This window comes from Streptomyces sp. NBC_00250 (assembly GCF_036192275.1).
In the GTDB taxonomy this organism is placed as follows: domain Bacteria; phylum Actinomycetota; class Actinomycetes; order Streptomycetales; family Streptomycetaceae; genus Streptomyces.
The window spans coordinates 705,254-729,092 of the sequence record NZ_CP108088.1; the positions used below are offsets into that span (position 1 = coordinate 705,254).

The following is a 23,839-nucleotide window of genomic DNA, read 5'->3' on the forward strand; positions in this document are numbered from 1 at the left end:
CCTTCCTCCCCCGCCCCTCCCCTCGTCACCCGTACTCGAAAGGCCCCGCATGACCAGCAACGACGCTTCCGCCAAGCCCGCGCTCGGCGTGTACTCCGAGGTCGGACGACTCCGCAAGGTCCTTGTCTGCTCCCCGGGGCTCGCCCACCGCCGGCTGACCCCGACCAACTCGGACGACCTGCTGTTCGACGACGTGATGTGGGTGGAGAACGCACAGCGCGACCACGCCGACTTCGTCAACAAACTGACCCAGCGCGGCGTCGAGGTCGTGGAGCTGCACAATCTGCTCTCCGAGACGATGGCGATCCCCGAGGCGCGGGCCTGGCTCCTCGACCGGAAGATCATCGCCAACGAGGTCGGCCTCGGTCTCATCGACGACACCCGTGCGTTCCTGGACTCCGTCGCGCCGCGCGATCTGGCCGAGTACCTGATCGGCGGCCTGTCGACGGCCGACCTGCCCGGGGAGTTCCGTTCCGGGTACGTCTCCCTGGCCCGCGAGGCGACCGGGGTGCGGGAGTACCTGATGCCGCCGCTGCCGAACACGCTCTACACCCGGGACACCACCTGTTGGCTGTACGGCGGCGTGACCCTCAACCCGCTGTACTGGCCGGCCCGCCACGGCGAGACCCTCCTCATGAAGGCGATCTACGGCTTCCACCCCGACTACAAGGACGCCGCCGTCTGGTGGGGCGACCCCGAGCGGGACTGGGGCCAGGCCACCTTCGAGGGCGGCGACATCATGCCCGTCGGCAACGGGGTCGTCCTCATGGGCATGAGCGAACGCACCTCACGGCAGGCCATCACCCAGGTCGCGGCCTCCCTGTTCAGGAACGGGGCCGCCGACCGGGTCATCGTCGCGGGCATGCCGAAGCTGCGCTCCGCGATGCACCTGGACACCGTCTTCACCTTCGCCGACCGGGACATCGTCACGCTCTACCCGAAGATCATGGACTCGGTCCACACCTTCACCCTGCGACCCGGCGACAAGGCCCCCGGGGTGGACATCACCGACGAGGGCGACACCCCGTTCGTGGATGTGGTCGCCAAGGGCCTCGGCCTGCCGAAGCTCCAGGTCATCGAGACCGGCGGCGACGTGTACGCCTCCGAGCGGCAGCAGTGGGACAGCGGCAACAACGCCGTCGCCCTCGAACCCGGCGTCGTCTTCACGTACGACCGGAACACCCAGACCAACACGCTGCTGCGCAAGGCGGGGGTCGAGGTCATCACCATCGTCGGTGCCGAACTCGGCCGGGGCCGCGGCGGCGGCCACTGCATGACCTGCCCGCTGATCCGCGACGCGGTCGAGTTCTGACGACGTGTGAAAGAACCGGCCACCCCGCCTCGGGGTGGCCGGCTCCCCGTGTCCCGGTCGACCGGGTCGGCCGTCAGTCCTGAGACCCCGTGCCCGCCAGCTGCTCGGCGAGCTCCCGCTCGCTCTCCTCCGACAGCGAGGTCTTGAGCACGGTTCCGCCGAACTGCTCGACGGCCGCGGCGAACTTGTCCTCGGTGACCTTCGAAGCCATGACCACGACGGCGGACGAGCCGGGTGCGAGCAGCGACTGGACCTTGTCGCGGAACCTGTTGTCGACGCCCATCTGGTTCAGCTTGCCGATGAGTCCGCCGACGGCGGCGCCCACCACGCCGATCCCCGGCGTGAGGATGATCATGCCGAAGACCATTCCCCAGAGGGCGCCGGCGGTGGCCGAGAGTGCGGCCTCCCCCTTTCTCCGCGCGGGGGTGTCCACATGGGTCTTGCCGTCCGCGTCCACCGAGACGATGGCGAGGCCGGTCAGCTCGATCACATGGCTGCCCTCGAGCTTCTGCACCGCGTCGAAGGCTCTGTTCGCGACGGCGCGATCCTCGTAGCCGAGGACGATGAGTTCGGACATACCGCTCTCCTCCTGTGTCAGTACCGCTGCGCCTTGGTGAGTCTCGGGGTGAGCACCGGCTCGGGAGGCTGCCTGCTGATGACCAACGGCTGCTGGCGTTCGCCCGGTGCGAGGTCCTCGACGCCGACGAACTGCGTCTCGACGACCTTGCCCGAGGGGTCGAGGAAGTCGACCTGTACGGCGTAGGAGGCTTCCTCGTCCGTATTGTTGGTGATGTTCAGGACGACGGTCAGCACGCCGCCGGTGTCCGCGCGCGGCTTGCCGGTCATCGCGACCTCGTTCAGCGCGTTGCCCGGGGCCTTCACGTCCTTCAGCTCGTCCTCGGCCTGTTGGCGCGTACGCTCGATCTCCGCCCCGATGGACGCCTTGCGTTCGGCCTCCCGCGCGGAGGCCGAAGCCGCCGCCGAAGAGGCGGACGCGCGGGCGGATTCGACCACCTCCGCCGCCGACGAGGCGACGGAGGACGGCAGTTCGCCCGAGAAGTCGGCCGTGTCGGGGGCCGTGGGCCGTTCGCTGAAGGTGGGGCCGCCGGTGTCGTCGTTCCCGGTGTCGCAGGACACGAGTCCGGCGGCGCCGAGGCCCGTGACGACGACGGCGACGGCCGCGGTCACCGCGCGTGCGCGGACCGACCGCCTCGCGCGCGTCGATGTGGGGTTCACAGCTTGCGTCCTCTTTCGTCGTCGGAGTCGGTGTCGCAATCGGAGTCGGAGTCGGTGTGGGAGGAGGTGTCGGAGTCAGTAGCGCAGTACTCCGGCGATGCGGCCCATGTCGAGCAGGGCGTCGTCCCGGACGAACTGGACCTCGGCTCCGGTGTCGAGGGCGCGTTCGACGATCTCGTCGACCATGTCGTCGCGCGCCTCGGGCTCGGCGGGCTCGGCGGGCTCCAGATGGCCGCCCTCGTCCCGTACGACGGTCCGGTAGTGGTCCTCGACGGCGAGCAGCCGGATCCGGCCGTCCTTCACGGCCTGCCACACCTCGTCGATGCCGCCGGCGAACTCGCGGCGCCCCCGGGCGGCGTCGAGTTCGGCCAGGACGGTGGTCGCCGCCGCGGCCTCGCGGGCGACGCGGGCCGGCTCGACGGCCTCGTGGACCGCCGCGGCCGGTCCCCGCGCGAGACCTCCGCGGTGGACGGGTGTCACGCCCGCCTGGAGCGGTCCGGTGTCCTCCAGGAGCGCGAGGGCGGCCGGTTCGCCGATCACGTACAGCGGGCGCGGCTCGGAGGCGAGTACGGCGCGCAGTGCCGTGTGCGCCTCGCGCAGGAACTGGCGGGTGGCCTCGTCCTGGAAGGTGCTGGGCAGGTCTCCGATGCGCTCCTTGCGCTCCGCGTCCGGGTCTTCGAGGCTGCGGGTGAGCGGGAAGCCGTCCCCGGTGTGCTCGGTGACCCGCTCGGGGCTGCCGCTCCACAGCGAGACGCGGTCGGCCGCGACCGCGAGCGCCCAGGAGGGCTGCTCGGCGGCCTGGGCCGCGACGAGGTTCCGGGTGAGGAAGGTGTCGGCGAGGACGACGCGCTCGGGGACCGAGCGGGCCACCGTCCACACGTAGTGCTCCCCGGGGGCCACGAAGATCACCAGGCCGTCCTCGGCGTGCGCGAGGTCGGTCTCGGCCACCGCACGGCTCAGCTGGTCCATGACGTCGGCGCGCCGTTCGCGGGTCACCCCCGGGTCGTCCTGGATCGCCTTCTCCGCCGCGGCCACGAGGTTGCGGAGCCGGACGGGGTCCTGGGTGTTGTCCGGCTCACGGCGGTGGGTGGGCATCACGAGGGACACGGCGGGGTACGGGCGGGGCTGTCGCAGTTTCGCGAGCACGTCGCTGCTGAGCGCGGGGTCCATGAGGAAGCCTTCCTGGCGAATTCCGGCTGTTGTGCGGGGTGAGGGGGCCGGTTACTGGGGGCCGGCGAGCTGCTCGGCCAGTTCCCTCTCGTCCTCGTCGCTGAGCGAGGTCTTGAGGACGGTGCCGCCGTGCGGCTGCATGGCCACCGTGAACTTGTCGTCGGTGAGCTTCGAGGTCATGATCACGACGGCGGCCGTGCCGGGCTTGAGGAGGTCCTGCACCTGCTGACGGAACCCGTCGTCGACTCCGGACTTGCTGATCTTGCCGACGAGGCCGCCGAGGGCCGCTCCGGCCAGGAGTCCGACGCCGGGGAGCAGGAAGAGGAGGCCGAAGATGGCTCCCCAGATGGCTCCGGAGGCCGCGGAGGCGCCGACGACTTTGCTGTTGGTGTCGACGTGCGTGCTGCCGTCGGCGTCCACGGAGACGATCGCGAGACCGTTCAGGTGCACGACGTAGTCGCGCTGCAGATCCAGCACCGTGCCATAGGCCTGCTCGGCCACCTCGGGGTCGTCGTATCCGATGACGATGAGTTCAGCCATTCCCGCCTCCTCGGGGAAGGGGATCCTCGGGGTCCCCCTTCCGACGGAGAGACACGGAGGGCCTCTCCAGGGCCACGAAGTGTCATCTTGTCCCGATATGTGCATGGTCGCGACTCGGTGGGCCCTTCGGGCGGGCATACGGGTGCGTCCGGCCGCGCGGGCCGATGCCGACGTCCGGCGGCGCGCGGGGAGAGTGGCAGGGTCGACTCGCGGCCGGGTCCTGGAAACGACGACCGTCGCGGGGGGGGGCGCTGCGCCGGGCACGGTCTACGGCCGGTCGTGAGGGGCGCCGCTCCGTCCGCGCTCCACGGCCGGCCACGGGGTTCGTCCATCCGGCCGTGGACCCCGGACGCCTCGGGCCCGCTCGCGCGGCCGCGGTCCACCCGCCTCGGCCCCCTCGGCCGGGCGCGGTGCGGGCTATCGCTGACGCAGTGAGGTGAGCTCCACGTCGACCGCTTCCTGCAGGAGCGTGCGCGCGTGGTCGATCGTGAGGCCGCCGCTCAGCCAGCGCATGCTCAGGCCCTCCAGGAGGGCGGTGAGCCGTTCCGCCGCGGCGGCGAGCGCGGCCGCCGGCGCCATGGGCTGCACCTGGCCCAGGAGCGCGGCCACTTCCTGCACCCAGATCAGGGTCGCCCGCGCGAGGTCCTCGCGCAGGACCGGGTCGAAGACGGCGCTCGCCCGCAGCTCGCCCCAGGCCGAGCTGTTCTCCCGTACCTCCGGGGTGTCCTGGAGTTCCAGGAGGAGGACCTCGTCGAGCTCCTCGCGGGGGCTGAGCGGCTCCGCGTCGGGGTCCCGCGAGGTCGTGTACCGCTCGGCGCGGTCGTTGATGAACTCGAGCGTGTGCCGCAGGATCCCGGTGCGGTCCTTGAAGTGGTAGTAGATCAGGCCGGTGGAGACCCCGGCCTCCGCGGCCAGTTCCTCCACGCGAAGGCCGCGCACCCCGCGCCGGGCGATCACCCGGGCGGCCGCTTCCAGGATCTGAGTACTGCGAGACGACATGCCGTGAACCCTATCCGGACGCGGGGGCGAGGTGATCGCCGCCGTCGCCCCGCCGCCCCGGCGCGGTCCTGCCCGTCAGCGGTTCACCCGGTACTGGCCGACGACGACCGTGACCGGGCCACCGGCGGGACCCGCCTCGACCAGCCGGGCGATGACGAGCCGTTCGCCGTCGGAGCTGCGGACGCAGAACGGCTGCTCGTCCGCGAGGTCGTCGAGCGGCAGGCGCGTGACCGGTTCCGAGTCGATCCCCCGCTCGCACTCCGCCGGGCTCAGCGAGTCGCCGGAGGCGACGAAGGCGTCCGTGTTCTCGGGCACGACGAGCTCCTCGCCCTCGCGGGCGAGGTACCAGCCGGCGGTCTCGGCGGGCACCACCTTCCCGCTGGCGAGATCGAACTCGTAGCCGTTGTCGGGTGCCGTCAGTTCGACGTCGGAGAAGCCACGCGTGTACGTGACGTCGGAGGCGGCGTCGGACGCGCCTTCCGGGGCGGACAGGTAGTACACGGCTCCGCCGGCCAGGGCGAGTACCGCGACGGTGGCCCCGGCGAGCAGGGGCGTACGCCCACCGCGTCGGCGGGCCCGGCGCGGCGACGCCTCCGCGCCCTCGTCCGCCGGGACCCGCTGCGTGGGCAGCCGGACCGGCGCCGGGGTCGCCGTGCTCGTGGGCTGGGCGTGCGGGGGCGGGGGCGTGCGGTCCGAGGGATGCGCGGGAGCCGCACCCGCCCCCCGGCCCGCGATCTCCTGTCTCACCGCTCCCGGAAGCCAGCCCTCGGAGAACTCCGGCGTGGCACCGACCGCCGCGTGCTCGCGTACGGCCGCGATCAGCTCGGCAGGGGTGGGCCGCTCCTCCGGCCGTTTGGCCAGGCACCAGCCCAGGAGGGCGCGCAGCTCCCCCGATACGCGGGAGAGGTCGGCCGGTTCGTGGACGACCCGGTACAGCGCGGCCGATTCGGGCCCCGTCCCGAACGGCAGGGCGCCCCCGGCCACGTAGGCGGCGAGCGCACCGAGCGCGAACACGTCGGTCGCGGACGTCACCGGAAGGCCGAGCGCCTGCTCGGGCGCCATGTAGGCGGCGGTTCCGATGCGCAGCCCGGTGCCGGTGAGCCCGGTGGCGTCGGCCGCCCGCGCGATGCCGAAGTCGATGACGCGGGGGCCGTCCTCGGCGATCAGGACGTTGGCGGGCTTGAGGTCGCGGTGGACCACGCCCGCGGCATGGATGGCCTGGAGGGCCTCCGCGATCCCCGCGACGAGGAGGAGGACCGTGCGCGCCGGGAGCGGTCCGTGCCGCTCGACCACCTGCTGGAGGGAGGGACCCGGTACGTATGCGGTGGCGAGCCACGGGACGGCCTCGTCGACGCCGTGGTCCACCACCTGTGCGGTGAAGAGGCCGTGGATACGGCAGGCGCTGGCGACCTCCTGGGCGAAGCGCCGACGGAACTCGGGGTCGGCGGCGAAGTCCTCGCGGACGACCTTCACGGCGATGGGTCGCCCGCCGGGGGTGTAGGCGAGGTAGACGACACCCATCCCGCCGGAGCCGAGGCGGGCGTGCACCCGGTAGCCGCCGATCTCGCTGGGGTCGTCGAGTGACAGCGGCGCGTGGGCTGGCTGCGCCCCGGCGGGGTGAGTGGAGGACATGGGCGGCTCTTTCGGCGGTGCGGGACGGCGCCCCGGGGCGGGGTGGGAGACACCGCGGCCCGGTGGTGCGCGTAGGGGCGCACGGCGCGCCCCGCACCTGATCGTGCCGTTGCCTAAAGTTTCAGTCAACATGAGGATGCCGAGGTCATGCAGGTGGGTTGCTCCCGGAAAGGGTCACGACGAAGGCGCATCGGTGAGGGACTACCTCAGATCCACCTCCTCATTTGACTGAAAATCCAGTCAGTGTCAGAGTGGCGCCCACGGCCCACCCCCACTCACGTCCGGGTACCCCGTCTCCGTACTTCGGCCACCCGTGTGAAGCCCAGGCCCGCGAATCCCGCCACGCCGCGCGCGCGTCATGACGATCCGCCCGCCGCCGCTGGATAGTCTCGCCAGCCCATGATCGGAGCACAGCGTGTCCCACCTCCCGCCCTCCCGCCGCTCGACCCTGCGCGCCTTCGCCGGTCTCGGCGGTGCTCTCGCCCTCGGAGCCACGGCCTGCGGCCCCGGCGAGTCCACGTCGGCGGGTGCCACGGACGCCTCCACCCGACCGGCCACCGGCTCGGCCGGCCCCGCCTCCAAGGCCGGTGAGCGCCGCTTCGGCGCCGAGTGGGACAGCCACACCCGTACGTTCATGTCGTGGCCCGCGCTCGCCTCCGTCTGGGGGGACGACCTGCCCTACGTACGGGAGGACATCGCCCGTATCGCCCGGGCCGTCGCCGAGTACGAGGCCGTCGTCATGATGGCCCGGCCCGCCCAGGTCGCCGCGGCCCAACGGGCGTGCGGCTCGCAGGTCGAGGTCATCCCGATGCCGGTCGACGACCTCTGGGCCCGTGACACCGTGCCCGTCTTCGTGGAGGACGGCGACGAGCTCCTCGGGGTGGACTTCAACTTCAACGGCTGGGGCAACAAGCAGGAGCACACCAACGACTCCCAGGTGGGCCGTCTCCTGCTCCGCAAGTACGGCATCCCCCGCGAGGTCGCGCCGCTGGTCGCCGAGGGCGGCTCCTTCGAGACCGACGGCGAGGGCACCCTCCTCGTCACCGAGAGCTCGATCGTCAACGACAACCGCAACCGCGGAAAGACCCGGGACCAGATCGAGGACGAACTCATCGAGACCCTCGGCGTGCAGAAGGTCGTCTGGCTCGCCGGCGTACGCGGCCAGGACATCACCGACGCGCACGTGGACAGCCTCGTACGCTTCACCGCCCCCGGCGTGGTCCTCCTCGACCAGGCCTTCCCCGGCACACCCCCGGACTCCTGGTCCCGCTCCGCCGACCAGGCCCGCTCCGTCCTCGAAAAGGCCACCGACGCCCGCGGCCGACGCTTCGAGATCATCGACCTCCCCCAGCCCGACCTCAACCGCATCACCGGCGAAGGCGACGACTTCGTCTCGACGTACGCCAACTTCTACATCGCCAACGACTCCGTCTTCATCCCCAAGTTCGGCGACCGGACCGCCGACGACCGGGCGAAGGGCATCCTCCAGGAGCAGTTCCCCGAGCGGGACGTCGTGCAGCTTCAGATCGACACCATCGCCTCCGGCGGTGGCGGCATCCACTGCGCGACGCACGACCAGCCGGGCAAGTCCGCCGCCTGACGGTCTCTCTCCCCTCTCCCCTCTCGGCTGTCCCCCTTCACCCTTCACCCTTCACCCCACTCTGGAGCACGTGCGTGTCCCTGAAGCGACGTCAACCACGGCCCCCCGGCGGGCCGCTGAGCGCGGGACTCGCCCTCCTGGCCGTCGCGGCGGCCGTGCTCTGCGGGCTGTGGCTCCAGTTCGGCGAGCGCCAGGACCTGGACACCCGCTACACCGCCGGAGGACAGGCGCCCGACCGGATCGACATCGACGCCTCTGTCCAGCGCGTCGACGCCGCGGGCCGGGAGCTGGTCCTGCGCCTCCTCGTCACTCCGCGCGGTGCGCTCGGCGAGGCCGGCGGGATCTCCCCCGCCGAGAACCTCACGCTCCAGACCTCCTCTTCCGTGCGCGGGGACCTCACGTTCCCCGCGCACAGCAGGATCGCGACCGTCGACGTGCCCGTCACGCTGACGGGCGGCGCGATCACGGACTATCCGTTCGACGCGTACGAGACGGAGATGGAGTTCGGCGCCGTGCAGGGCGGCGAGAGCGTCCCCGTACACATGACGCTCTCCAATCGGGACGCCCTGTTCTCGCTGGCCGTCGACAGCTCGGAGATCAACGGTGCGGCCGTGTTCGCGACGGAGGTGGCGCGCTCCCGCAGCGTGCTCGTCTTCGCCGTGTTCATGATGCTGGCGATGTGGGCACTCGCCGTCGCCGTCCTCATGGGCGGCTGGCACCTCGTGCGGCGGCGCATGGGGCTGACCTGGCCGGCGCTCGGCTGGATGGCGGCCACGCTGTTCGCCCTGGCGGCCTTCCGGAACACCGCCCCGGGCGCGCCGCCCATCGGCAGTCTCCTCGACTACCTGGCGTTCTTCTGGGCCGAGACGCTGATCGCGTTCTGCGTGATCGTGGTGGTCGTGCGGGCCGTACGGGCGGAGGACCCGCCGCCCCCGCGCGGTACGCCCGTCCCCTGACGTACCCGGCCGGAGACGCGTCCGTCCCGCGACGCCGTCGCCCCTGACGGGTCCGTCCCGAGACGCCGTCGTCCCTGACGCGTCCGGACGGCGCTGTCGTCTGCCCCACATGGGCGGGTCTGGCGTGGTCTGCGGAGTGTTCAGCCGTGGGTGCACGGTCCCCCGGACATAGTGCGGGGCATGACGCACACCCCCCTCTCCCCGCGCACGCGCCCGCGTGCGCGGTCCCGCAGGGCTCTGCTCTGCGCCGCTCTCCTCGCCCTCACGGTCCAGGCGACCGCGGTCGCACCCGCGCTGGCCGAGGGTCCCGGCGGCCGTGGCGGATCCGACTGCGTGCGGACCCAGGGCCACCTCGACGGCAAGGGCCGCCGGGTCCTGGACATCACCCGCAAAGCCAAGGCGGACCTCCACCTGAACGCCGTGCAGGTGAAGGTCACGATCGACGGGCGCGAGGTCCTCACGGACGCGCTCGGCGAGTCCATGACCGGCGTCCCGGCCGAGCCGGACATGCAGTTCCGCGCCGGTTCCGTGGCCTTCGCCCACATCTCGACGACCCTCCTCAAGCTGGTCGAGGAGCGGCGGGTCCGGCTCGACGACACCGTGGAGCGCTGGCTGCCCGACCTGCCCAAGGCCGACAAGATCACCCTGCGGATGCTGGCGAGCAACACCACCGGCCTGCACGACTACGTCACCGACCCGGAGTTCCTGAAGGAACTGGAGGCCCACCCCTTCCGGGCGTGGACCCCCGAGGAGCTGGTCGCGTATCCGCTCCGGCACTCCTTCTGGTACGAGCCGGGCACGAGCTGGAGCTACTCCCACGCCAACTACGTCTATCTGATCGAGGCGCTGGAGAAGATCACCGGGGTACGGATCGACCGGCTGGTGAAGGAGAAGGTCACGGGGCCGCTGGAGCTGCGCAACACGCATAACAACTTCACTCCCGAGATCCCGCGTCCGGTCCTGCACGCCTTCACCTCGGACCGCGGCCTGTACGAGGAGTCGACGTTCTGGAACCCCTCGTGGACCACCGCGCCCGGCGCGGTCATCACCACCGACATCTGTGACCTGGCCCGCTCGGCGCAGGGCGTCGGCAGCGGCGAACTCCTGTCGCCCCGCTCGTACCGCACCCTGCTCGACCCGGGCACGGTCGGCCTCGGCGGCGCGACCACGACCTGTCCCGCGACGATCTGTCTGAAGCAGACCGAGGCCAAGCACTTCGGTCTGGGTGTGATCGTGGTCAACGGCTGGATCCTGCAGAACCCGTCGTTCTCGGGTTACGCGGCCATCCAGGCGTACCTGCCCTCCAAGCGTCTCGCCATCGCGGTCTCCGCGACCAAGACGGCGACCACGCCGGACGGCAACCAGGCGGAGGTGGTCGCAACCCGGATCGCGGCCGCGCTCGCCCCGGGGGACCCGCTCGCGATCGACTGACCTCCCGGTCCGCACACCCCGCACGCTCCGCGTCGAGGCTCCGCCGTCCGTCGGCGGAGCCTCGACGCATCGGATCACCGCACGACCCAGGTCCGGCCGGTGCCGCTCAGGGCGCCGGGCCTCAGGACACCGCGTCGCTCTCCAGGATCCCCTTGAGCGTCAGCTCGTCCTTGGGCATCTCCTTGCGCACGTGCGGTCGGACGACGAGGGGGACGAGCGCCTTGCCGATGCCGTGTCCCTCGAAGTCCAGGGCGAGCGTCAGGCGGGAACGCTCTCCGTCGTCCAGCGGCTCGATCGTGCCCTGGATGTCGCCGCGTACCGGTCCGTCGATGCCGTGCACGTGCCAGTGGCGCGGCGGATCGAGCTCGATGACCTGCATGGTCGAGGTGAACTCCCGCCGCCCGAGGCGCCGTGTGACGGCGACCTTCGAGCCGACCGCGATGGGCTCGCTCCCGAGCTTGCGGACCGAGACCGCGCTCTCCTGCCACTCGGGCAGATGCGTCGGGTCGGTCACGTAGGAGAAGACCTCCGCGGGCCTGCGGGAAATGTCGATGGTTTCCGTGATGACAGGCATGGCGCCTTCTTCGTCCCCCACATGGACTTGGTGCTTCATACGAATCGTCCCACGGCCCCGGGCGCCCCGCCACCGTCGAAAACCGGCGCCGGACCGGGCGCCGAGCCCGATCTGAGTAGCGGTACTCATGGCCGCGGGCGAGGCCCGGCGGGACCATGTCGGCAGGTGGTGAACCGGCTCGGAGGGGGCGACATGAGCAAGGTCGTGGGTGTGTTCGTGGCCGCGGGGCTCGCGGTCGGCGCGCTGGTACTCGCGTACGCCGTGGGGGCGCCGCCCGGGACGGTGCTCGCGGTGGGCGCGGGGGCTCTGGGGCTGCTCTGGCTCCTGCTGCTCCTCACCGCTCCATGGAATCTCTACTTCCGCGCCCATGCGGTCCTCGCGGAGATCACGCTCAGCCGGGACAAGGGAATCACCGTCTCCAAGGAACGGGACACCGAGGCGCGGCGCATCGCGCGCGTGATGCTGCGCGTCGCCGTCGCCGGGCATGTGGTGACGGCCGGCGTGGCGCTCGCCGTGGCCGCGGCGACCGGCCGCGAGGCGGGCTACTGGTTCGCCGGGTTCTTCCTCCTGAGTACGTTCCTCCGGCCGGCCGGCGCGTACTTCGGGCAGCTGCGGCGCAGGCTCGGCGTCCTGCTCCGGGACGTGACCTTCCCGCGCGACGACGTGGTGGCGCTGACCGGACGCGTCGCCGCCCTGGAGACCGGGGCCTCGGTGCTCGACGGCAAGGCCGAGGAGCAGTACCGGGCACTCGCCGAGCTGCGCCGTACGGTCGACGCCGTCGCGCTGTCCTCGCATCAGCGCGCCGACGAGACCGACCGGAAGATCGCTGCGCTGGCGCGGGAGTTCGAGGCGACGGTGAACCGTCTCACCGACAACGAGGAGATCATCACCGGTCTGAAGGCCTTCCTGCGACTTCTGCGCACGGCCGATGCCACCGACGTCACCGGGGGTTCCGCCTCGTCGTGACCTGCCGCGCCCGTTCCGGCACGCGCGCGTACCCGGGGTTCTCACACAGCGCCCCGGGTCGCTGTGTGACCGGTGTTACGGACCATGATCGGCCCGGTTGACACAGGTGTAACGGCCGTTTCGTACGGTCGGGGCTCGAACGGTTCCACAGAGAGGCGCCCCGGTGACCCCACAGGACACGGCGGACCCCCGGACCGGTACGCCCGACCAGGTGCGGACCGTCTGCTCGTACTGCGGTGTGGGGTGCGGCATGCTCCTCGACATCGGCACCGGGCCCGACGGGCGCCGTACCGTCCTCAAGGCGACGGGCGACAAGGACCACCCCGCCAACCGGGGGCGCCTGTGCACCAAGGGCGCCACCACCGCCGACCTGCTCGCCGCCCCCGGCCGTCTGACCTCCGCGCTCGTACGGGAGGAGCGGGGGTCCGATCCCGTCCCGGCCGGCACCGACCGGACGATCACCGAGACCGCGCGCCGGCTGCGCGCGATCGTCGACGAGCACGGGCCCGACGCCGTCGCGCTCTACGTCTCGGGCCAGATGAGCCTGGAGGCGCAGTACCTCGCCAACAAGCTCGCCAAGGGCTTCATCGGCACCAACCAGATCGAGTCCAACTCGCGGCTCTGCATGGCCAGCGCCGGCACCGGCTACAAGCTGTCCCTCGGCGCCGACGGCCCGCCCGGCTCGTACGACGACCTCGACCGGGCCGACGTCTTCCTCGTCATCGGCTCCAACATGGCCGACTGCCACCCCATCCTGTTCCTCCGCATGATGGAGCGGGTCAAGGCCGGGGCGAAGCTGATCGTCGTCGACCCCCGCCGCACCGCCACCGCCGACAAGGCGCACCTCTTCCTGCGGATCAAGCCCGGCACGGACCTCGCGCTGCTCAACGGGCTCCTGCACCTGCTGCACGAGAACGGCCACACCGACCCCGATTTCGTCGCCGCGCACACCGAGGGCTGGGAGGCGATGCCCCCGTTCCTCGCCGACTATCCGCCCGCCGCCGTCGCCCGGATCACCGGGATACCCGAGGCCGACATCCGTACCGCCGCCGAGTGGATCGGCACGGCGGGCGAGTGGACCAGCTGCTGGACGATGGGCCTCAACCAGTCCACCCACGGCACCTGGAACACCAACGCCCTGATCAATCTGCACCTGGCGACCGGCGCGATCTGCCGCCCCGGCTCGGGCCCCTTCTCCCTGACCGGTCAGCCCAACGCCATGGGCGGCCGCGAGATGGGCTACATGGGCCCCGGTCTCCCCGGGCAGCGCTCGGTCCTGGTCGCCGAGGACCGGGCCTTCACCGAGGAACTGTGGGGCCTCCCGCCCGGCAGCATCCGCGAGGACGGCTCCGGGCAGGGCACCGTCGACCTCTTCCGGCGGATGGCGGACGGCGCGATCAAGGCGTGCTGGATCATCTGCACCAACCCGGTCGCCTCCGTCGGCAACCGCGGCACCGTCGTCGACGGTCTGCGGGCGGCCGAACTCGTCATCGCCCAGGACGCGTTCGCCGACACCGAGACCAACGCGTACGCGGACGTCGTGCTGCCCGCCGCGCTCTGGACCGAGTCCGAGGGCGTACTGATCAACAGCGAGCGCAACCTCACCCTCGCCCGACCGGCCGTCGACCCGCCCGGCGAGGCCCTCGCCGACTGGCGGATCATCGCCCGTGTCGCCTGCGCGATGGGGTACGAGGAGGCGTTCTCGTACGACAGCGCCGAGGAGATCTTCGAGGAGATCAAGCGCGCCGGAAACCCGAAGACCGGGTACGACCTGAGCGGAGCGTCGTACGAGCGACTGCGCACGACCCCCGTCCAGTGGCCGGCCGCGAGCGGAGGCCCGGCGCGGAACCCGATCCGGTACGTGGACGGCACCGCCGGCGACAAGGGGCAGGGACCCGGACAGGGGCAGGAGCAGGAGCAGGGGCAGGGGCAGCGACAGGGGCAGGAGCAGCGGGCGGGACAGGGGAAGGGACCCGTCTTCCCGACGGCGAGCGGGCGGGCCGTCTTCCACGCACGCCCGCACATCGACCCCGCCGAAATGCCCGACGACGCCTATCCGTTCGTCCTCAACACCGGCCGTCTCCAGCACCAGTGGCACACCCTCACCAAGACCGGAAAGGTCGCCAAGCTCAACAAGCTCAACCCGGCGCCGTTCGTCGAGCTGCACCCCGAGGACGCCCTGCGGCTGGGCATCGCGGAGGCCGACCCCGTGGAGATCGCCTCGCGGCGCGGGAAGGCCGTGCTCCCCGCGGTGGTCACCGACCGGGTGGCGCCCGGCAGTTGCTTCGCCCCCTTCCACTGGAGCGACCTCTTCGGCGAGGACCTGTGCGTCAACGCCGTCACCAACGACGCCGTCGATCCGCTCTCCTTCCAGCCCGAGCTGAAGGTGTGCGCGGTGGCGCTCACGAAGTCGGCGGTCCCGGCCGCGACCGTCCCGGCCGCCCTGGCCCCAGCCGCCCTGCCCCCGACCGCCGTGGCTCCCTCCGCCGTCGTCCCCAGGGTCGTGATCCCGAGCGGCGGCCTGCCGCCGGGACCCGCCGCCGCCCTCGGCCTCGCACCGACCCCGCCGCCCGTGCTCACCGCCGAGGAGCGGCAGTATCTCGTCGGCTTCCTCGCCGGTCTGGAGACGGGCGCGCCCGGTGTGCCCGTCCTGCCGCCCGGCGCACCCTTCCGCGAGGACCACGCGCACTGGGTGAACGGTGTCCTGGCCGGCCTGTACTCACGCGCGCCGCACTCCCCCGCGATCGGCGGGGTGTACGCGGCGGGCCGCGAGGTCGTCGTGCTGTGGGCCTCGCAGACGGGGAACGCCGAGGACTTCGCGGCCGCCACCACCGAGCGTCTGCTGTCGGCGGGCCACCGGGCCGCGCTCGCGGGCATGGACGAGACCGATCTCAGGACGCTGCCGCCGGCCGCCGATCTGCTGCTGATCACCAGCACGTTCGGGGACGGGGACGCGCCCGACAACGGCTCCGGTTTCTGGGACGCGCTCGCCGCGCCCGACACCCCGCGCCTCGACGGTCGCCGCTTCGCCGTGCTCGCCCTCGGGGACTCCTCGTACGGCGACTTCTGCGGGCACGGGCGGCGCCTGGACCATCGCCTGGACGAGCTCGGGGGCGTCCGCCTGGCACCCCGTACCGACTGCGAACCCGACTACGAGCCTTCCGCCCTCGCCTGGCTCGACCAGGTCCTTGCCGGTCTCTCCGACGAGCCGACGGCAGCGTCCCCGGCTCCTGCCACGGTCCCCGCGCCCACCCCGTCCCCCGCCCGTCGCTCCGGCCCGGCCACCACCGCCGCCCGGCTCGTCGGCAACCGGCTGCTCAGCCTGCCGGGCGCGGGCAAGGAGGTGCGGCGGTTCACCTTCGACACCAGTGAGAACGGGCTGCCGCTCGGCTACGAGAGCGGCGACGCCCTCGGCGTGCAGCCCGTCAACTGCCCCGATCTCGTGGCCGAATGGCTGGCCGTCACCGGTCTCGACGCGGACTCCCCCGTGGAGCTGCCCGGTCTCGGTCCCGTTCCCTTCGGCGAGGCCCTCCACCGCCACCTCGACATCACCCGAGCCACCCCCGCCCTCCTCGGCTTCGTCACCGAGCGGACCGGCAACCAGAACCTGAAGCGGCTCCTCCGGCCGGACAACAAGGACGGGCTCGCCCAGTGGACCTGGGGCCGACAGGCCGTGGACGTCCTCGCCGAGCACCCCGTGCGCGCCGCCGCGCAGGACTGGGCGGACATCCTGGGCCGTCTCAGGCCGCGGCTGTACTCGATCTCGTCGAGCCCGCTCACCGATCCCCACCAGGTGTCCCTGACCGTGTCCGTGGTCCGCTACGAGAACCTTCGCGGGCGCCCCCGCAAGGGCGTCTGCTCGCCGTTCCTGGCCGATGCCGAAGCCGGGGCCCCGGTCCCGGTGTTCGTCCAGCGCGCCCCGCACTTCCGGCCCCCGGCCGATCCCACCACCCCGATGGTGATGGTCGGCCCCGGCACGGGCGTGGCGCCGTTCGTCGGCTTCCTCGACGAGCGCCGGGCACTCGGCCACCGCGCGCCTAACTGGCTGTTCTTCGGCGAGCAGCACCGCGCGACGGACTTCTACTACGAGGAGGAGCTCACCGCCCTCCTCGCCGACGGCACGCTCGACCGCCTCGACACCGCCTTCTCCCGTGACCAGCGCGCGAAGGTCTACGTCCAGGACCGGATGCGGGAGCACGGGCCGCAGTTGTGGTCCTGGCTCCAGTCCGGCGCGCACTTCTACGTCTGCGGCGCCGCGGCCCGGATGGCGAAGGACGTCGACCGGGCGCTGCGCGACATCGCCGTCACGCACGGCGGGCTCGACGAGGAGTCGGCGGGGGTGTACGTCAAGCAGCTGGCCGCCGACAAGAGGTACGTGCGAGACGTGTACTGAGGCCCACGGCTCGGGAGGCGAACGCGCTCACCCGCCGTCGGCCGCCCGGCGCTCCGCAGCCGTCCGCGCCCCCCGGCCCGTCAGCCAGCCGACGACCTCCTCCGCCTTCTCCACACGGGCGATGTCGAGCGGGGTGAGGTCGTTCCAGCCGATCCAGTCGAGGTCGGCGCCGGATTCCATGAGTCGTACGGCGACGGGGAGCCGGTCGCCCTGGCAGGCGCCCCAGAACGCCTGGGTGATCTCCTCGGGCGAGGGGACGGGGTCGGTGGTGAGGCGGGCCTCGACCAGGTCGAGGAGGCCGAGGGTCGCGGCGTCCTGGAAGGTGGGGCGGGCGCCGAGTTCGAGCAGCCGACGGGCCGCGCGCCACTGTCCGAAGGCGCGGGCGTCGGCCAGCGGCGTACCGTCGGCGATGACCGCTCCGTCGGCCTCGATGTCGGCTCCGGCGGCGACGAGCGCGTCGATCATCGGGACGTCGTCGTTGCTCGCCGCCCAGTGCAGGGGTGTCTCCCGGTGGGCTCCGGTGAAGCGGGCGTCCGGGTCGGCGCCGGCCTCGACCAGGACGGCGACGGTCTCGGGGCCCCTCGGCCGGTTGCCCGGCCAGTCGGTGGCCAGGTGCAGCAGGCTCCGGCCACCCGGACCGCAGCCCTCCCGTTCCTCGACGACCCGGGTTCGGGCGAGTCCGGGATGCTCGGCGAGCAGCTCGCGCAGGGCGTCGAGGTCGCCGGTGACGATGGCCTCGGTGACGGCGACGGCCACCGGATCCTGGGAGCTGAGCGTACGCGGAGTCGGCATGCCGTCAGGGTGCCGCACCGGGGACGGCGGCGCACGGACCGCCCCCGACCTGCACTGCTGCGTCCGGGGACGGCGCTCACGGCCCGACCTGCGATCCCGTGTCCGGGGTGGTACGGGGGCCCGGCCGGAGTCGGTTCACCCGCTTGCCGGTCCTCAGCTTGACGCTAATGTCGATATATAGGCGACATGTGCATCCTGCGTCCCGCACTCATCAGGCGGCGGGAAGGCGGAGTACGGAAGGAGCCTCCCATGACCCGTATATTGCGGGGCGCGATAGCCCTGGCCGGAGCCACCGCCCTTTGCCTGGGCGCCGTGGCGACCAGCGGGGCCGTCCAGCCGGGCGAGGAGTCGGCACGGCAGGACGTGAAGATCGGCCTGCTGCTGCCGGAGAGCAAGACCACGCGGTACGAGAAGTTCGACCGGCCGTACATCGAGGCCAAGATCAAGGAACTGGCGCCCGACGCCCAGATCGACTACTACAACGCCGCCGAGAGCGCCACCACCCAGCAGCAACAGGTGAACACCGCGCTCGCCAAGGGCGACAAGGTCCTGATCCTGGACGCCGTGGACGCCAAGTCGATCCAGTCCTCCGTTCAGAAGGCCCATGACGCGGGCGTGAAGGTCGTCGCCTACGACCGCCTCGCACAGGGCCCGGTCGACTCGTACGTCTCGTACGACAACCGCAAGGTGGGTGAGCTGCAGGGCCAGGCGCTCCTCGACGCGCTCGGCGACAAGGCCGGGAGCGGCGTGATCGTGATGCACAACGGGTCGCCGACCGACCCGAACGCGGCGGAGTTCAAGGCCGGCGCGCACTCGGTCCTGGACGGCAAGGTGGAGATCGGCAAGGAGTACGACACGCCGAACTGGGACCCGAACAACGCCAACCAGCAGATGTCCGGTGCGATCAGCGCCCTGGGCAAGGACAAGATCGTCGGTGTCTACTCGGCCAACGACGGGCTGGCGGCCGGTATCGCCACCGCCCTGAAGTCGGCGGGCATGAACGTTCCGCTGACCGGCCAGGACGCCCAGCTCGACGCGATCCAGCGGATCCTGCTCGGCACCCAGACGATCACCATCATGAAGCCGTACAAGCCGGAGGCGGACATCGCGGCCACGATGGCGGTCGACTTCGCCGAGGGCAAGCCGCTGCCGGCCGATCTGGTACCCACCACCGTCACCAGCGGCAGTGGCCAGAAGGTCCCGGCCAACCTGCTCACGCCGGTCGTGGTCGACAAGACCAACATCAAGGACACCGTCGTGAAGGACGGCCTGTACACGGTCCAGGAGATCTGCACCCCGACGTACGCCGCTGCCTGCAAGGAGGCCGGCCTCCAGTAGCGGCACGGCGTTTCCGTCCCGGGCGCTTCGGCCCGGGACGTCCCGCCCGGGCGACCGCCGTCCCGGCGGGGCCCGGACCCGCGCGAGCGGGCGAGCGGAGGAGGCGGTTCCTTTGCCGGAGCCACCCGTGCTCTCACTGCGGGGGATCTCCAAGCGGTTCGGCGCGGTCCAGGCGCTGAAGGACTTCGACCTGGACGTCCACCCCGGTGAGGTGGTCGCGCTGGTCGGCGACAACGGCGCCGGCAAGTCCACCGCCGTCAAGTCGATCGCCGGGGTCAACCCGCCCGACGAGGGCGTCATCACCTGGGAGGGGAAGCCGGTCTCCATCAACCGGCCCCACGACGCCCAGAACCTCGGGATCGCCACCGTCTACCAGGACCTGGCGCTGTGCGACAACCTCGACGTGGTCGCCAACCTGTTCCTCGGCCGGGAACTGCGGCACTTCGGGGTCCTCGACGAGGTCCGCATGGACCAGCGTGCGCGCGAACTGCTCGACACCCTGTCCATCCGCATCCCGAGCGTCCGCATCCCCGTCGCCTCCCTCTCCGGCGGTCAGCGCCAGACGGTGGCGATCGCCCGCTCGCTGATCGGCGCGCCGAAGGTCGTGATCCTGGACGAACCCACCGCCGCCCTGGGCGTGGAGCAGACGGCCGAGGTCCTCGACCTGGTCGAGCGGCTCCGTGAGCAGGGCCTCGGCACCATCCTGATCAGCCACAACATGGTGGATGTGATGGCGGTCGCCGACCGGATCGCGGTGATGCGCCTCGGCCGGAACAACGGTTTCTTCGACAAGCGCTCGACGACCACCGAGGAGATCATCTCCGCTATCACGGGGGCCACCGACAGTGCCGTCACCCGCCGCCAGGCCCGTAAGCGGGAGGAGGAGCAATGAGACGCGACCGAGGCCGCGGCTCCTCCGGAGCCGACGAATCCGCGAACCAGGAACCGGCACCCGGTGCCGTGCCCGCCGTCGACACCCGTCTCCTCGTCCGTGAGGAGGGCATCAAGGGGTACCTCGGCGAATTCCGGCGCAAGATGCGCAGCGGCGAACTGGGGTCGCTGCCCGTCGTGCTCGCCGTGATCATCATCTGGACGGTCTTCGGCAGCCTGAACAGTACGTTCCTGTCGGCCCAGAACCTGTCCGACCTCAGCCAGCAGATCGTCGGCACGGGCATGATCGCGGTCGGGATCGTCTTCGTCCTGCTGCTCGGCGAGATCGACCTCTCCGTCGGCTCCGTCAGCGGTCTGTGCGCCGCGATCTTCGCCGTGCTCAACGTCCTGAACGGTATGAACGAGTGGCTCGCGCTGCTCGTCGCCATCGCCGGCGGCGCCGCCGTCGGGCTCATCCAGGGGTTCTTCTTCGCGAAGGTCGGCGTACCGGCGTTCGTGGTGACCCTGGCGGGCAACCTCGCCTGGAACGGACTCATGCTCCAGGTGCTCGGCACCAGTGGCACGGTCAACATCCCGAGCGAGAGCATCGTGTCCAAGCTGTACTCGACGATCTACCACAGCCCGGCGGCCGCCTATGTGACGGCCGCTGTCGGAGTCGGGCTGTTCCTGACGGCCTCGCTCCTGGACGCCGGGCGCCGCCGGAAGGCCCGGGTGCCGTTCCGTCCGATCGCCGAGATCGTCCTGCGGACCGTCGTGATCGCGGCCCTCGCCTTCGCCACGGCGTACATCCTCAACCAGTACCAGGGTCTGCCGCTGGCCCTGCTGATCTTCCTGATCGTGCTGGTGCTGCTGGACTTCGTCCTCCGGCGCACCACGTACGGCCGCCGGATCTTCGCGGTGGGCGGCAACATCGAGGGCGCGCGCAGGGCTGGCATCAGCGTGCCGTTCGTCCGGATGTCCGTCTTCTCGATCGCCGGGACCATGGCGGCGGTCGGCGGCATCTTCCTCGCCGGGCAGATCCAGTCCGCGAGCCAGACCTCCGGCGGCGGCAATCTCCTGATGAACGTGATCGCCGCGGCCGTCATCGGCGGTACGAGCCTGTTCGGCGGCCGCGGCACCGTCTGGTCGGCGCTGCTCGGTGCGCTCGTGATCGGCTCCATCCAGTCCGGGATGAACATCATGGGCGTGAGCAACGCCGTCCAGTTCATGATCACGGGCTCGGTCCTGCTGGCCGCCGTGGTCGTGGACTCCCTGTCCCGCCGCACGCAGAAGGCGGCGGGCAGGGCGTGACCGGTCGGGTGGTTCAGAGCCCGTCGGTGTCCTGGGTGCCGGGGCCGATCCTCAGCTCGAAGTCGCCGTCGTACTGCTCGTGGCCGGCGATCACGGCGAGTTCGACGACCTCCACGCCCACCTCGCCGCGGACGATCAGCGGGTCCTTGCGGAGGTCCCTCATCAGGGCCACGCACATGCCGATCATCACCAGGACGAAGGGTGCCGCCACGAGGATCGTGAGGTTCTGCAGGCCCGCGAGGGCGTCGCCCTGACCGTCGCCGATGAGGAGCATGATGGCGGCGACCGCGCCCGTCACCACGCCCCAGAACACCACCACGGGGCGGGTGGGCTCGAAGGCGCCGCGCTGGGAGAGCGTTCCCATGACGATCGAGGCGGCGTCCGCGCCCGACACGAAGAAGATGCCGACGAGGACCATCACGAGCAGGCTCATGGTGCCGGTGAGCGGGAACTCCTGCAGCACACCGAAGAGTTGACCCTCCGGGGTCGTCTCGCCCGCCAGGTCGCCCTGTTCGCTGAGCTTCATCGCCGAACCGCCGAAGACGGCGAACCACACCAGGCTGACGGTGCTGGGCACCAGGATGACGCCGCCGACGAACTGGCGGATCGTGCGGCCCCGGCTGATCCGGGCGATGAACATGCCGACGAAGGGCGTCCAGGAGATCCACCAGGCCCAGTAGAAGACGGTCCAACTACCCAGCCAGTCATGGATGTTCGCCCCACTGGTCGCCTCCGTACGGCCGGCCAGCTGCGGAAGGTCGTCGATGTAGGCGGCGATCGAGGTGGGCAGCAGATCGAGCACGATGATGGTGGGGCCCGCGATGAACACGAACAGGGCGAGCACCCCGGCGAGCACCATGTTGATGTTGGAGAGCCACTGGATGCCCTTCTCCACACCGGACACGGCGGAGAAGACGAACGCCACGGTCAGTACGGCGATGATGGCGACGAGCAGCCCGGTGCCGGTCTTCTCCATCCAGCCCAGCTCCTCGAAACCGCTGCCGATCTGGAGCGCGCCCAGCCCGAGCGAGGCGGCGGAGCCGAACAGCGTGGCGAAGATGGCCAGGATGTCGATGACCCGCCCGGGCCCGCCGTACGCCGCCTTCTCGCCGATCAGCGGGACGAACACGGCGCTGATGGTCTGCCGGCGCCGCCGCCGGAACGTGGAGTACGCGATGGCGAGGCCGACGACCGCGTAGATCGCCCACGGGTGGAGCGTCCAGTGGAACAGCGTGGTGGCCATGGCGGTCTGCATGCGCTCGGCCGAGTCCGCGGGGCGGGTGCCGGGCGGCGGGGTTCCGTAGTGGGCGAGCGGCTCGCTCACTCCGTAGAACATCAGGCCGATCCCCATACCTGCACTGAACATCATGGCGATCCATGACACCGTCCGGAACTCCGGGCCCTCGCTCTCCTGACCGAGCTTGATCCGGCCGTAGCGGCTGATGGCCAGCCAGAGCGCGAAGACGACGAAGCCGGACGCGGCCAGCATGAACGCCCAGCCGCCGTTGCGGATGAGCCCGTCGAGGAGGTCGCTCGACGCGCTCTCCAGGCTGTCCGTGGCCGTGGCACCCCAGACGACGAACGCCACGGTGAGGACGGCGGTGACACCGAACACGATCCGGTCGGTACGGGCGCGATGGTGGTGGTCGGGGCGGCGCGGGAGGTCCGCCGTCACCGGCAGCCCTTCCCTGCCACCCCGTTCGGCGCCTGTTCGGCGACCGTCCGGCCTCTGATCTTCCTGCGACACAGATGGCACCTTTCGCGGCAATGTGGCAATTCATCACAAACATGACGACGTATCTGTAAGGCAGTACCACAGCCGAGGCCGAACAGCGCGGACCAACAGACCCCGAAGGCTTGACCGGTGGCCGTCGACGGCCCGACGTATCCTCGCCCCGGGCACTCCGAACGCACGACGGAAGAGGTCGGAACAGGTGGCGGACAGACACAGGACCGGCTCGGCGACACCGACCCCGGCAGCGACCCCGGCATCGGTCTCGGCATCGACATCGGCGTCAGCCCCGGCATCGGCGCCGACACCGCTCAGCACGCGCGCGCGTGAGGCCGTCCTGCAGCGCATCGTCGACCGGCGGTACGCGCAGGGCGCCCGCCTCGTCGAGCGCGAGGTCGCCGAGGAGCTGGGCATGTCCCGCGTACCGGTGCGGGAGGCGCTGCGCGCACTGGTCACCGAGGGGCTCCTTGAGCTCCTTCCGCACAGCGGCGTGCGCGTACGACAGCTTGAACGCATCGACGTGGAGCACCTGTACGAGGTGTGGGAGCCGCTCACGGTCCAGGCGGCCCGGCTGGCGGCGCGGGCGCGCGCGGCGGGCGGGGCCGAGGGTCTCGCCGCCCTTGAGGCCACCCTGCACCAGGCGGAGTCGGCGGCAGCCGCGGACGAGGCGACACGCGAGGTGGCCGCCCACACGGCGTTCCACGAAAGCCTCGTGTCCATGTCGGGCAACCCTCTGCTCGCCCGCACGATGGAACAGCTGAGCTGGCAGCTGCGGCTGGTCTTCGGCCTGCGCGAGGAGCCCGCGCACATGCGGGCCCAGCACGCCGAGATGTACCGCCACATCGCCGCGGGGGACGCGGAGGCGGCGGCGGCGAGCGCGCTGCTGCACGTACGGGACAGCAGGGCCGTCGCCCTGCGCTCCCTCTTCGGGGACCACACCGAGAGCCCCTGAGGGTCATTCGTATACCAAGACGAGCGATCGCGCAC

20 protein-coding genes are annotated in these 23,839 nt (G+C 71.4%); 11 read left to right on the forward strand and 9 right to left on the reverse strand.

Annotation, left to right across the window (positions count from 1 at the left end; genetic code table 11):
- The first annotated feature begins 49 nt into the window (after positions 1-49).
- A complete protein-coding gene (locus OG259_RS03070; RefSeq protein WP_328940753.1) occupies positions 50-1,312 on the forward strand; it encodes an arginine deiminase in 1,263 nt (420 codons plus the stop codon).
- 73 nt (positions 1,313-1,385) lie between these two features.
- On the opposite strand, the gene OG259_RS03075 is transcribed toward OG259_RS03070, so the two are convergent.
- The 6 genes from OG259_RS03075 to OG259_RS03100 form a co-directional block, all read right to left on the reverse strand.
- Positions 1,386-1,889 (reverse strand): DUF1269 domain-containing protein, encoded by a 504-nt coding sequence (locus OG259_RS03075; protein WP_328940754.1) that lies wholly within the window; start codon positions 1,887-1,889, stop codon positions 1,386-1,388.
- Positions 1,890-1,906: 17 nt separating this feature from the next.
- Positions 1,907-2,548, reverse strand: a complete 642-nt coding sequence (locus tag OG259_RS03080) for an FxLYD domain-containing protein (RefSeq protein WP_328940755.1) — start codon at positions 2,546-2,548, stop codon at positions 1,907-1,909.
- 75 nt (positions 2,549-2,623) lie between these two features.
- The gene (locus OG259_RS03085; RefSeq protein ID WP_328940756.1) at positions 2,624-3,718 is read right to left on the reverse strand and encodes a baeRF3 domain-containing protein; all 1,095 of its coding nucleotides are present in this window, start codon (positions 3,716-3,718) and stop codon (positions 2,624-2,626) included.
- Between the two features lie 51 nt (positions 3,719-3,769).
- Positions 3,770-4,258: a DUF1269 domain-containing protein gene (locus OG259_RS03090; RefSeq protein ID WP_328940757.1), complete on the reverse strand. Its 489-nt coding sequence runs from the start codon at positions 4,256-4,258 to the stop codon at positions 3,770-3,772.
- Positions 4,259-4,675: 417 nt separating this feature from the next.
- Entirely contained in the window at positions 4,676-5,257 is a 582-nt protein-coding gene (locus tag OG259_RS03095) for a TetR/AcrR family transcriptional regulator (protein ID WP_328940758.1), read from the reverse strand.
- A 75-nt stretch (positions 5,258-5,332) separates the two neighbouring features.
- On the reverse strand, positions 5,333-6,889 hold the full coding sequence (locus tag OG259_RS03100; RefSeq protein WP_328940759.1) for a serine/threonine-protein kinase: 1,557 nt from the start codon (positions 6,887-6,889) through the stop codon (positions 5,333-5,335).
- 415 nt (positions 6,890-7,304) lie between these two features.
- On the opposite strand from OG259_RS03100, the gene OG259_RS03105 reads away from it, so the two are divergent.
- The 3 genes from OG259_RS03105 to OG259_RS03115 all read left to right on the forward strand — a co-directional run bounded on the left by OG259_RS03105 (position 7,305) and on the right by OG259_RS03115 (position 10,876).
- On the forward strand, positions 7,305-8,489 hold the full coding sequence (locus OG259_RS03105) for an agmatine deiminase family protein (protein ID WP_328940760.1): 1,185 nt from the start codon (positions 7,305-7,307) through the stop codon (positions 8,487-8,489).
- Positions 8,490-8,563: 74 nt separating this feature from the next.
- Complete coding sequence (locus OG259_RS03110; protein ID WP_328940761.1) at positions 8,564-9,445, forward strand: DUF4436 domain-containing protein; 882 nt, start codon at positions 8,564-8,566, stop codon at positions 9,443-9,445.
- Between the two features lie 180 nt (positions 9,446-9,625).
- Positions 9,626-10,876, forward strand: coding sequence for a serine hydrolase domain-containing protein (locus OG259_RS03115; RefSeq protein WP_328940762.1), 1,251 nt, complete (start codon positions 9,626-9,628; stop codon positions 10,874-10,876).
- A 121-nt stretch (positions 10,877-10,997) separates the two neighbouring features.
- Here the strand turns inward: OG259_RS03115 and OG259_RS03120 are convergent, their stop codons facing one another.
- Positions 10,998-11,450, reverse strand: a complete 453-nt coding sequence (locus OG259_RS03120; RefSeq protein ID WP_328940763.1) for an SRPBCC family protein — start codon at positions 11,448-11,450, stop codon at positions 10,998-11,000.
- Positions 11,451-11,642: 192 nt separating this feature from the next.
- Here OG259_RS03120 and OG259_RS03125 point away from each other — a divergent pair, with 192 nt between their 5' ends.
- Together OG259_RS03125 and OG259_RS03130 are read left to right on the forward strand one after the other, a co-directional pair.
- The gene (locus OG259_RS03125) at positions 11,643-12,416 is read left to right on the forward strand and encodes a hypothetical protein (RefSeq protein WP_328940764.1); all 774 of its coding nucleotides are present in this window, start codon (positions 11,643-11,645) and stop codon (positions 12,414-12,416) included.
- Between the two features lie 250 nt (positions 12,417-12,666).
- Positions 12,667-16,809, forward strand: coding sequence for a molybdopterin-dependent oxidoreductase (locus tag OG259_RS03130; protein WP_443052111.1), 4,143 nt, complete (start codon positions 12,667-12,669; stop codon positions 16,807-16,809).
- 27 nt (positions 16,810-16,836) lie between these two features.
- Here the strand turns inward: OG259_RS03130 and OG259_RS03135 are convergent, their stop codons facing one another.
- Entirely contained in the window at positions 16,837-17,601 is a 765-nt protein-coding gene (locus OG259_RS03135; RefSeq protein ID WP_328940766.1) for an ankyrin repeat domain-containing protein, read from the reverse strand.
- Positions 17,602-17,850: 249 nt separating this feature from the next.
- On the opposite strand from OG259_RS03135, the gene OG259_RS03140 reads away from it, so the two are divergent.
- The 3 genes from OG259_RS03140 (at position 17,851) to OG259_RS03150 (ending at position 21,120) form a co-directional block, all read left to right on the forward strand.
- A complete protein-coding gene (locus tag OG259_RS03140) occupies positions 17,851-18,939 on the forward strand; it encodes a substrate-binding domain-containing protein (protein ID WP_328940767.1) in 1,089 nt (362 codons plus the stop codon).
- A gap of 112 nt (positions 18,940-19,051) precedes the next feature.
- Positions 19,052-19,831, forward strand: coding sequence for an ATP-binding cassette domain-containing protein (locus tag OG259_RS03145; protein ID WP_328940768.1), 780 nt, complete (start codon positions 19,052-19,054; stop codon positions 19,829-19,831).
- On the forward strand, positions 19,828-21,120 hold the full coding sequence (locus OG259_RS03150; RefSeq protein WP_328940769.1) for a sugar ABC transporter permease: 1,293 nt from the start codon (positions 19,828-19,830) through the stop codon (positions 21,118-21,120). Before OG259_RS03145 ends, OG259_RS03150 begins: the two co-directional genes overlap by 4 nt.
- A 13-nt stretch (positions 21,121-21,133) precedes the next feature.
- On the opposite strand, the gene OG259_RS03155 is transcribed toward OG259_RS03150, so the two are convergent.
- Entirely contained in the window at positions 21,134-22,867 is a 1,734-nt protein-coding gene (locus tag OG259_RS03155) for a BCCT family transporter (RefSeq protein WP_443051906.1), read from the reverse strand.
- A gap of 117 nt (positions 22,868-22,984) precedes the next feature.
- Here OG259_RS03155 and OG259_RS03160 point away from each other — a divergent pair, with 117 nt between their 5' ends.
- Together OG259_RS03160 and OG259_RS03165 are read left to right on the forward strand one after the other, a co-directional pair.
- Positions 22,985-23,182 carry a hypothetical protein gene (locus OG259_RS03160; RefSeq protein WP_328947331.1) on the forward strand — a complete coding sequence of 66 codons (198 nt, stop codon included), beginning with the start codon at positions 22,985-22,987 and terminating at the stop codon, positions 23,180-23,182.
- A 7-nt stretch (positions 23,183-23,189) separates the two neighbouring features.
- On the forward strand, positions 23,190-23,804 hold the full coding sequence (locus tag OG259_RS03165; RefSeq protein WP_328946977.1) for a GntR family transcriptional regulator: 615 nt from the start codon (positions 23,190-23,192) through the stop codon (positions 23,802-23,804).
- Positions 23,805-23,839: the final 35 nt, after the last annotated feature.

Bases quoted from the DNA above. Each gene is read 5' to 3' on its own strand.
- OG259_RS03095 (WP_328940758.1), bottom strand. From the start codon at position 5,257: ATGTCGTCTCGCAGTACTCAGATCCTGGAAGCGGCCGCCCGGGTGATC.
- OG259_RS03085 (WP_328940756.1), bottom strand. From the start codon at position 3,718: ATGGACCCCGCGCTCAGCAGCGACGTGCTCGCGAAACTGCGACAGCCC.
- OG259_RS03115 (WP_328940762.1), top strand. From the start codon at position 9,626: ATGACGCACACCCCCCTCTCCCCGCGCACGCGCCCGCGTGCGCGGTCC.
- OG259_RS03125 (WP_328940764.1), top strand. From the start codon at position 11,643: ATGAGCAAGGTCGTGGGTGTGTTCGTGGCCGCGGGGCTCGCGGTCGGC.
- OG259_RS03100 (WP_328940759.1), bottom strand. From the start codon at position 6,889: ATGTCCTCCACTCACCCCGCCGGGGCGCAGCCAGCCCACGCGCCGCTG.
- OG259_RS03140 (WP_328940767.1), top strand. From the start codon at position 17,851: ATGACCCGTATATTGCGGGGCGCGATAGCCCTGGCCGGAGCCACCGCC.
- OG259_RS03120 (WP_328940763.1), bottom strand. From the start codon at position 11,450: ATGCCTGTCATCACGGAAACCATCGACATTTCCCGCAGGCCCGCGGAG.
- OG259_RS03130 (WP_443052111.1), top strand. From the start codon at position 12,667: ATGCTCCTCGACATCGGCACCGGGCCCGACGGGCGCCGTACCGTCCTC.
- OG259_RS03070 (WP_328940753.1), top strand. From the start codon at position 50: ATGACCAGCAACGACGCTTCCGCCAAGCCCGCGCTCGGCGTGTACTCC.
- OG259_RS03075 (WP_328940754.1), bottom strand. From the start codon at position 1,889: ATGTCCGAACTCATCGTCCTCGGCTACGAGGATCGCGCCGTCGCGAAC.
- OG259_RS03135 (WP_328940766.1), bottom strand. From the start codon at position 17,601: ATGCCGACTCCGCGTACGCTCAGCTCCCAGGATCCGGTGGCCGTCGCC.
- OG259_RS03090 (WP_328940757.1), bottom strand. From the start codon at position 4,258: ATGGCTGAACTCATCGTCATCGGATACGACGACCCCGAGGTGGCCGAG.
- OG259_RS03150 (WP_328940769.1), top strand. From the start codon at position 19,828: ATGAGACGCGACCGAGGCCGCGGCTCCTCCGGAGCCGACGAATCCGCG.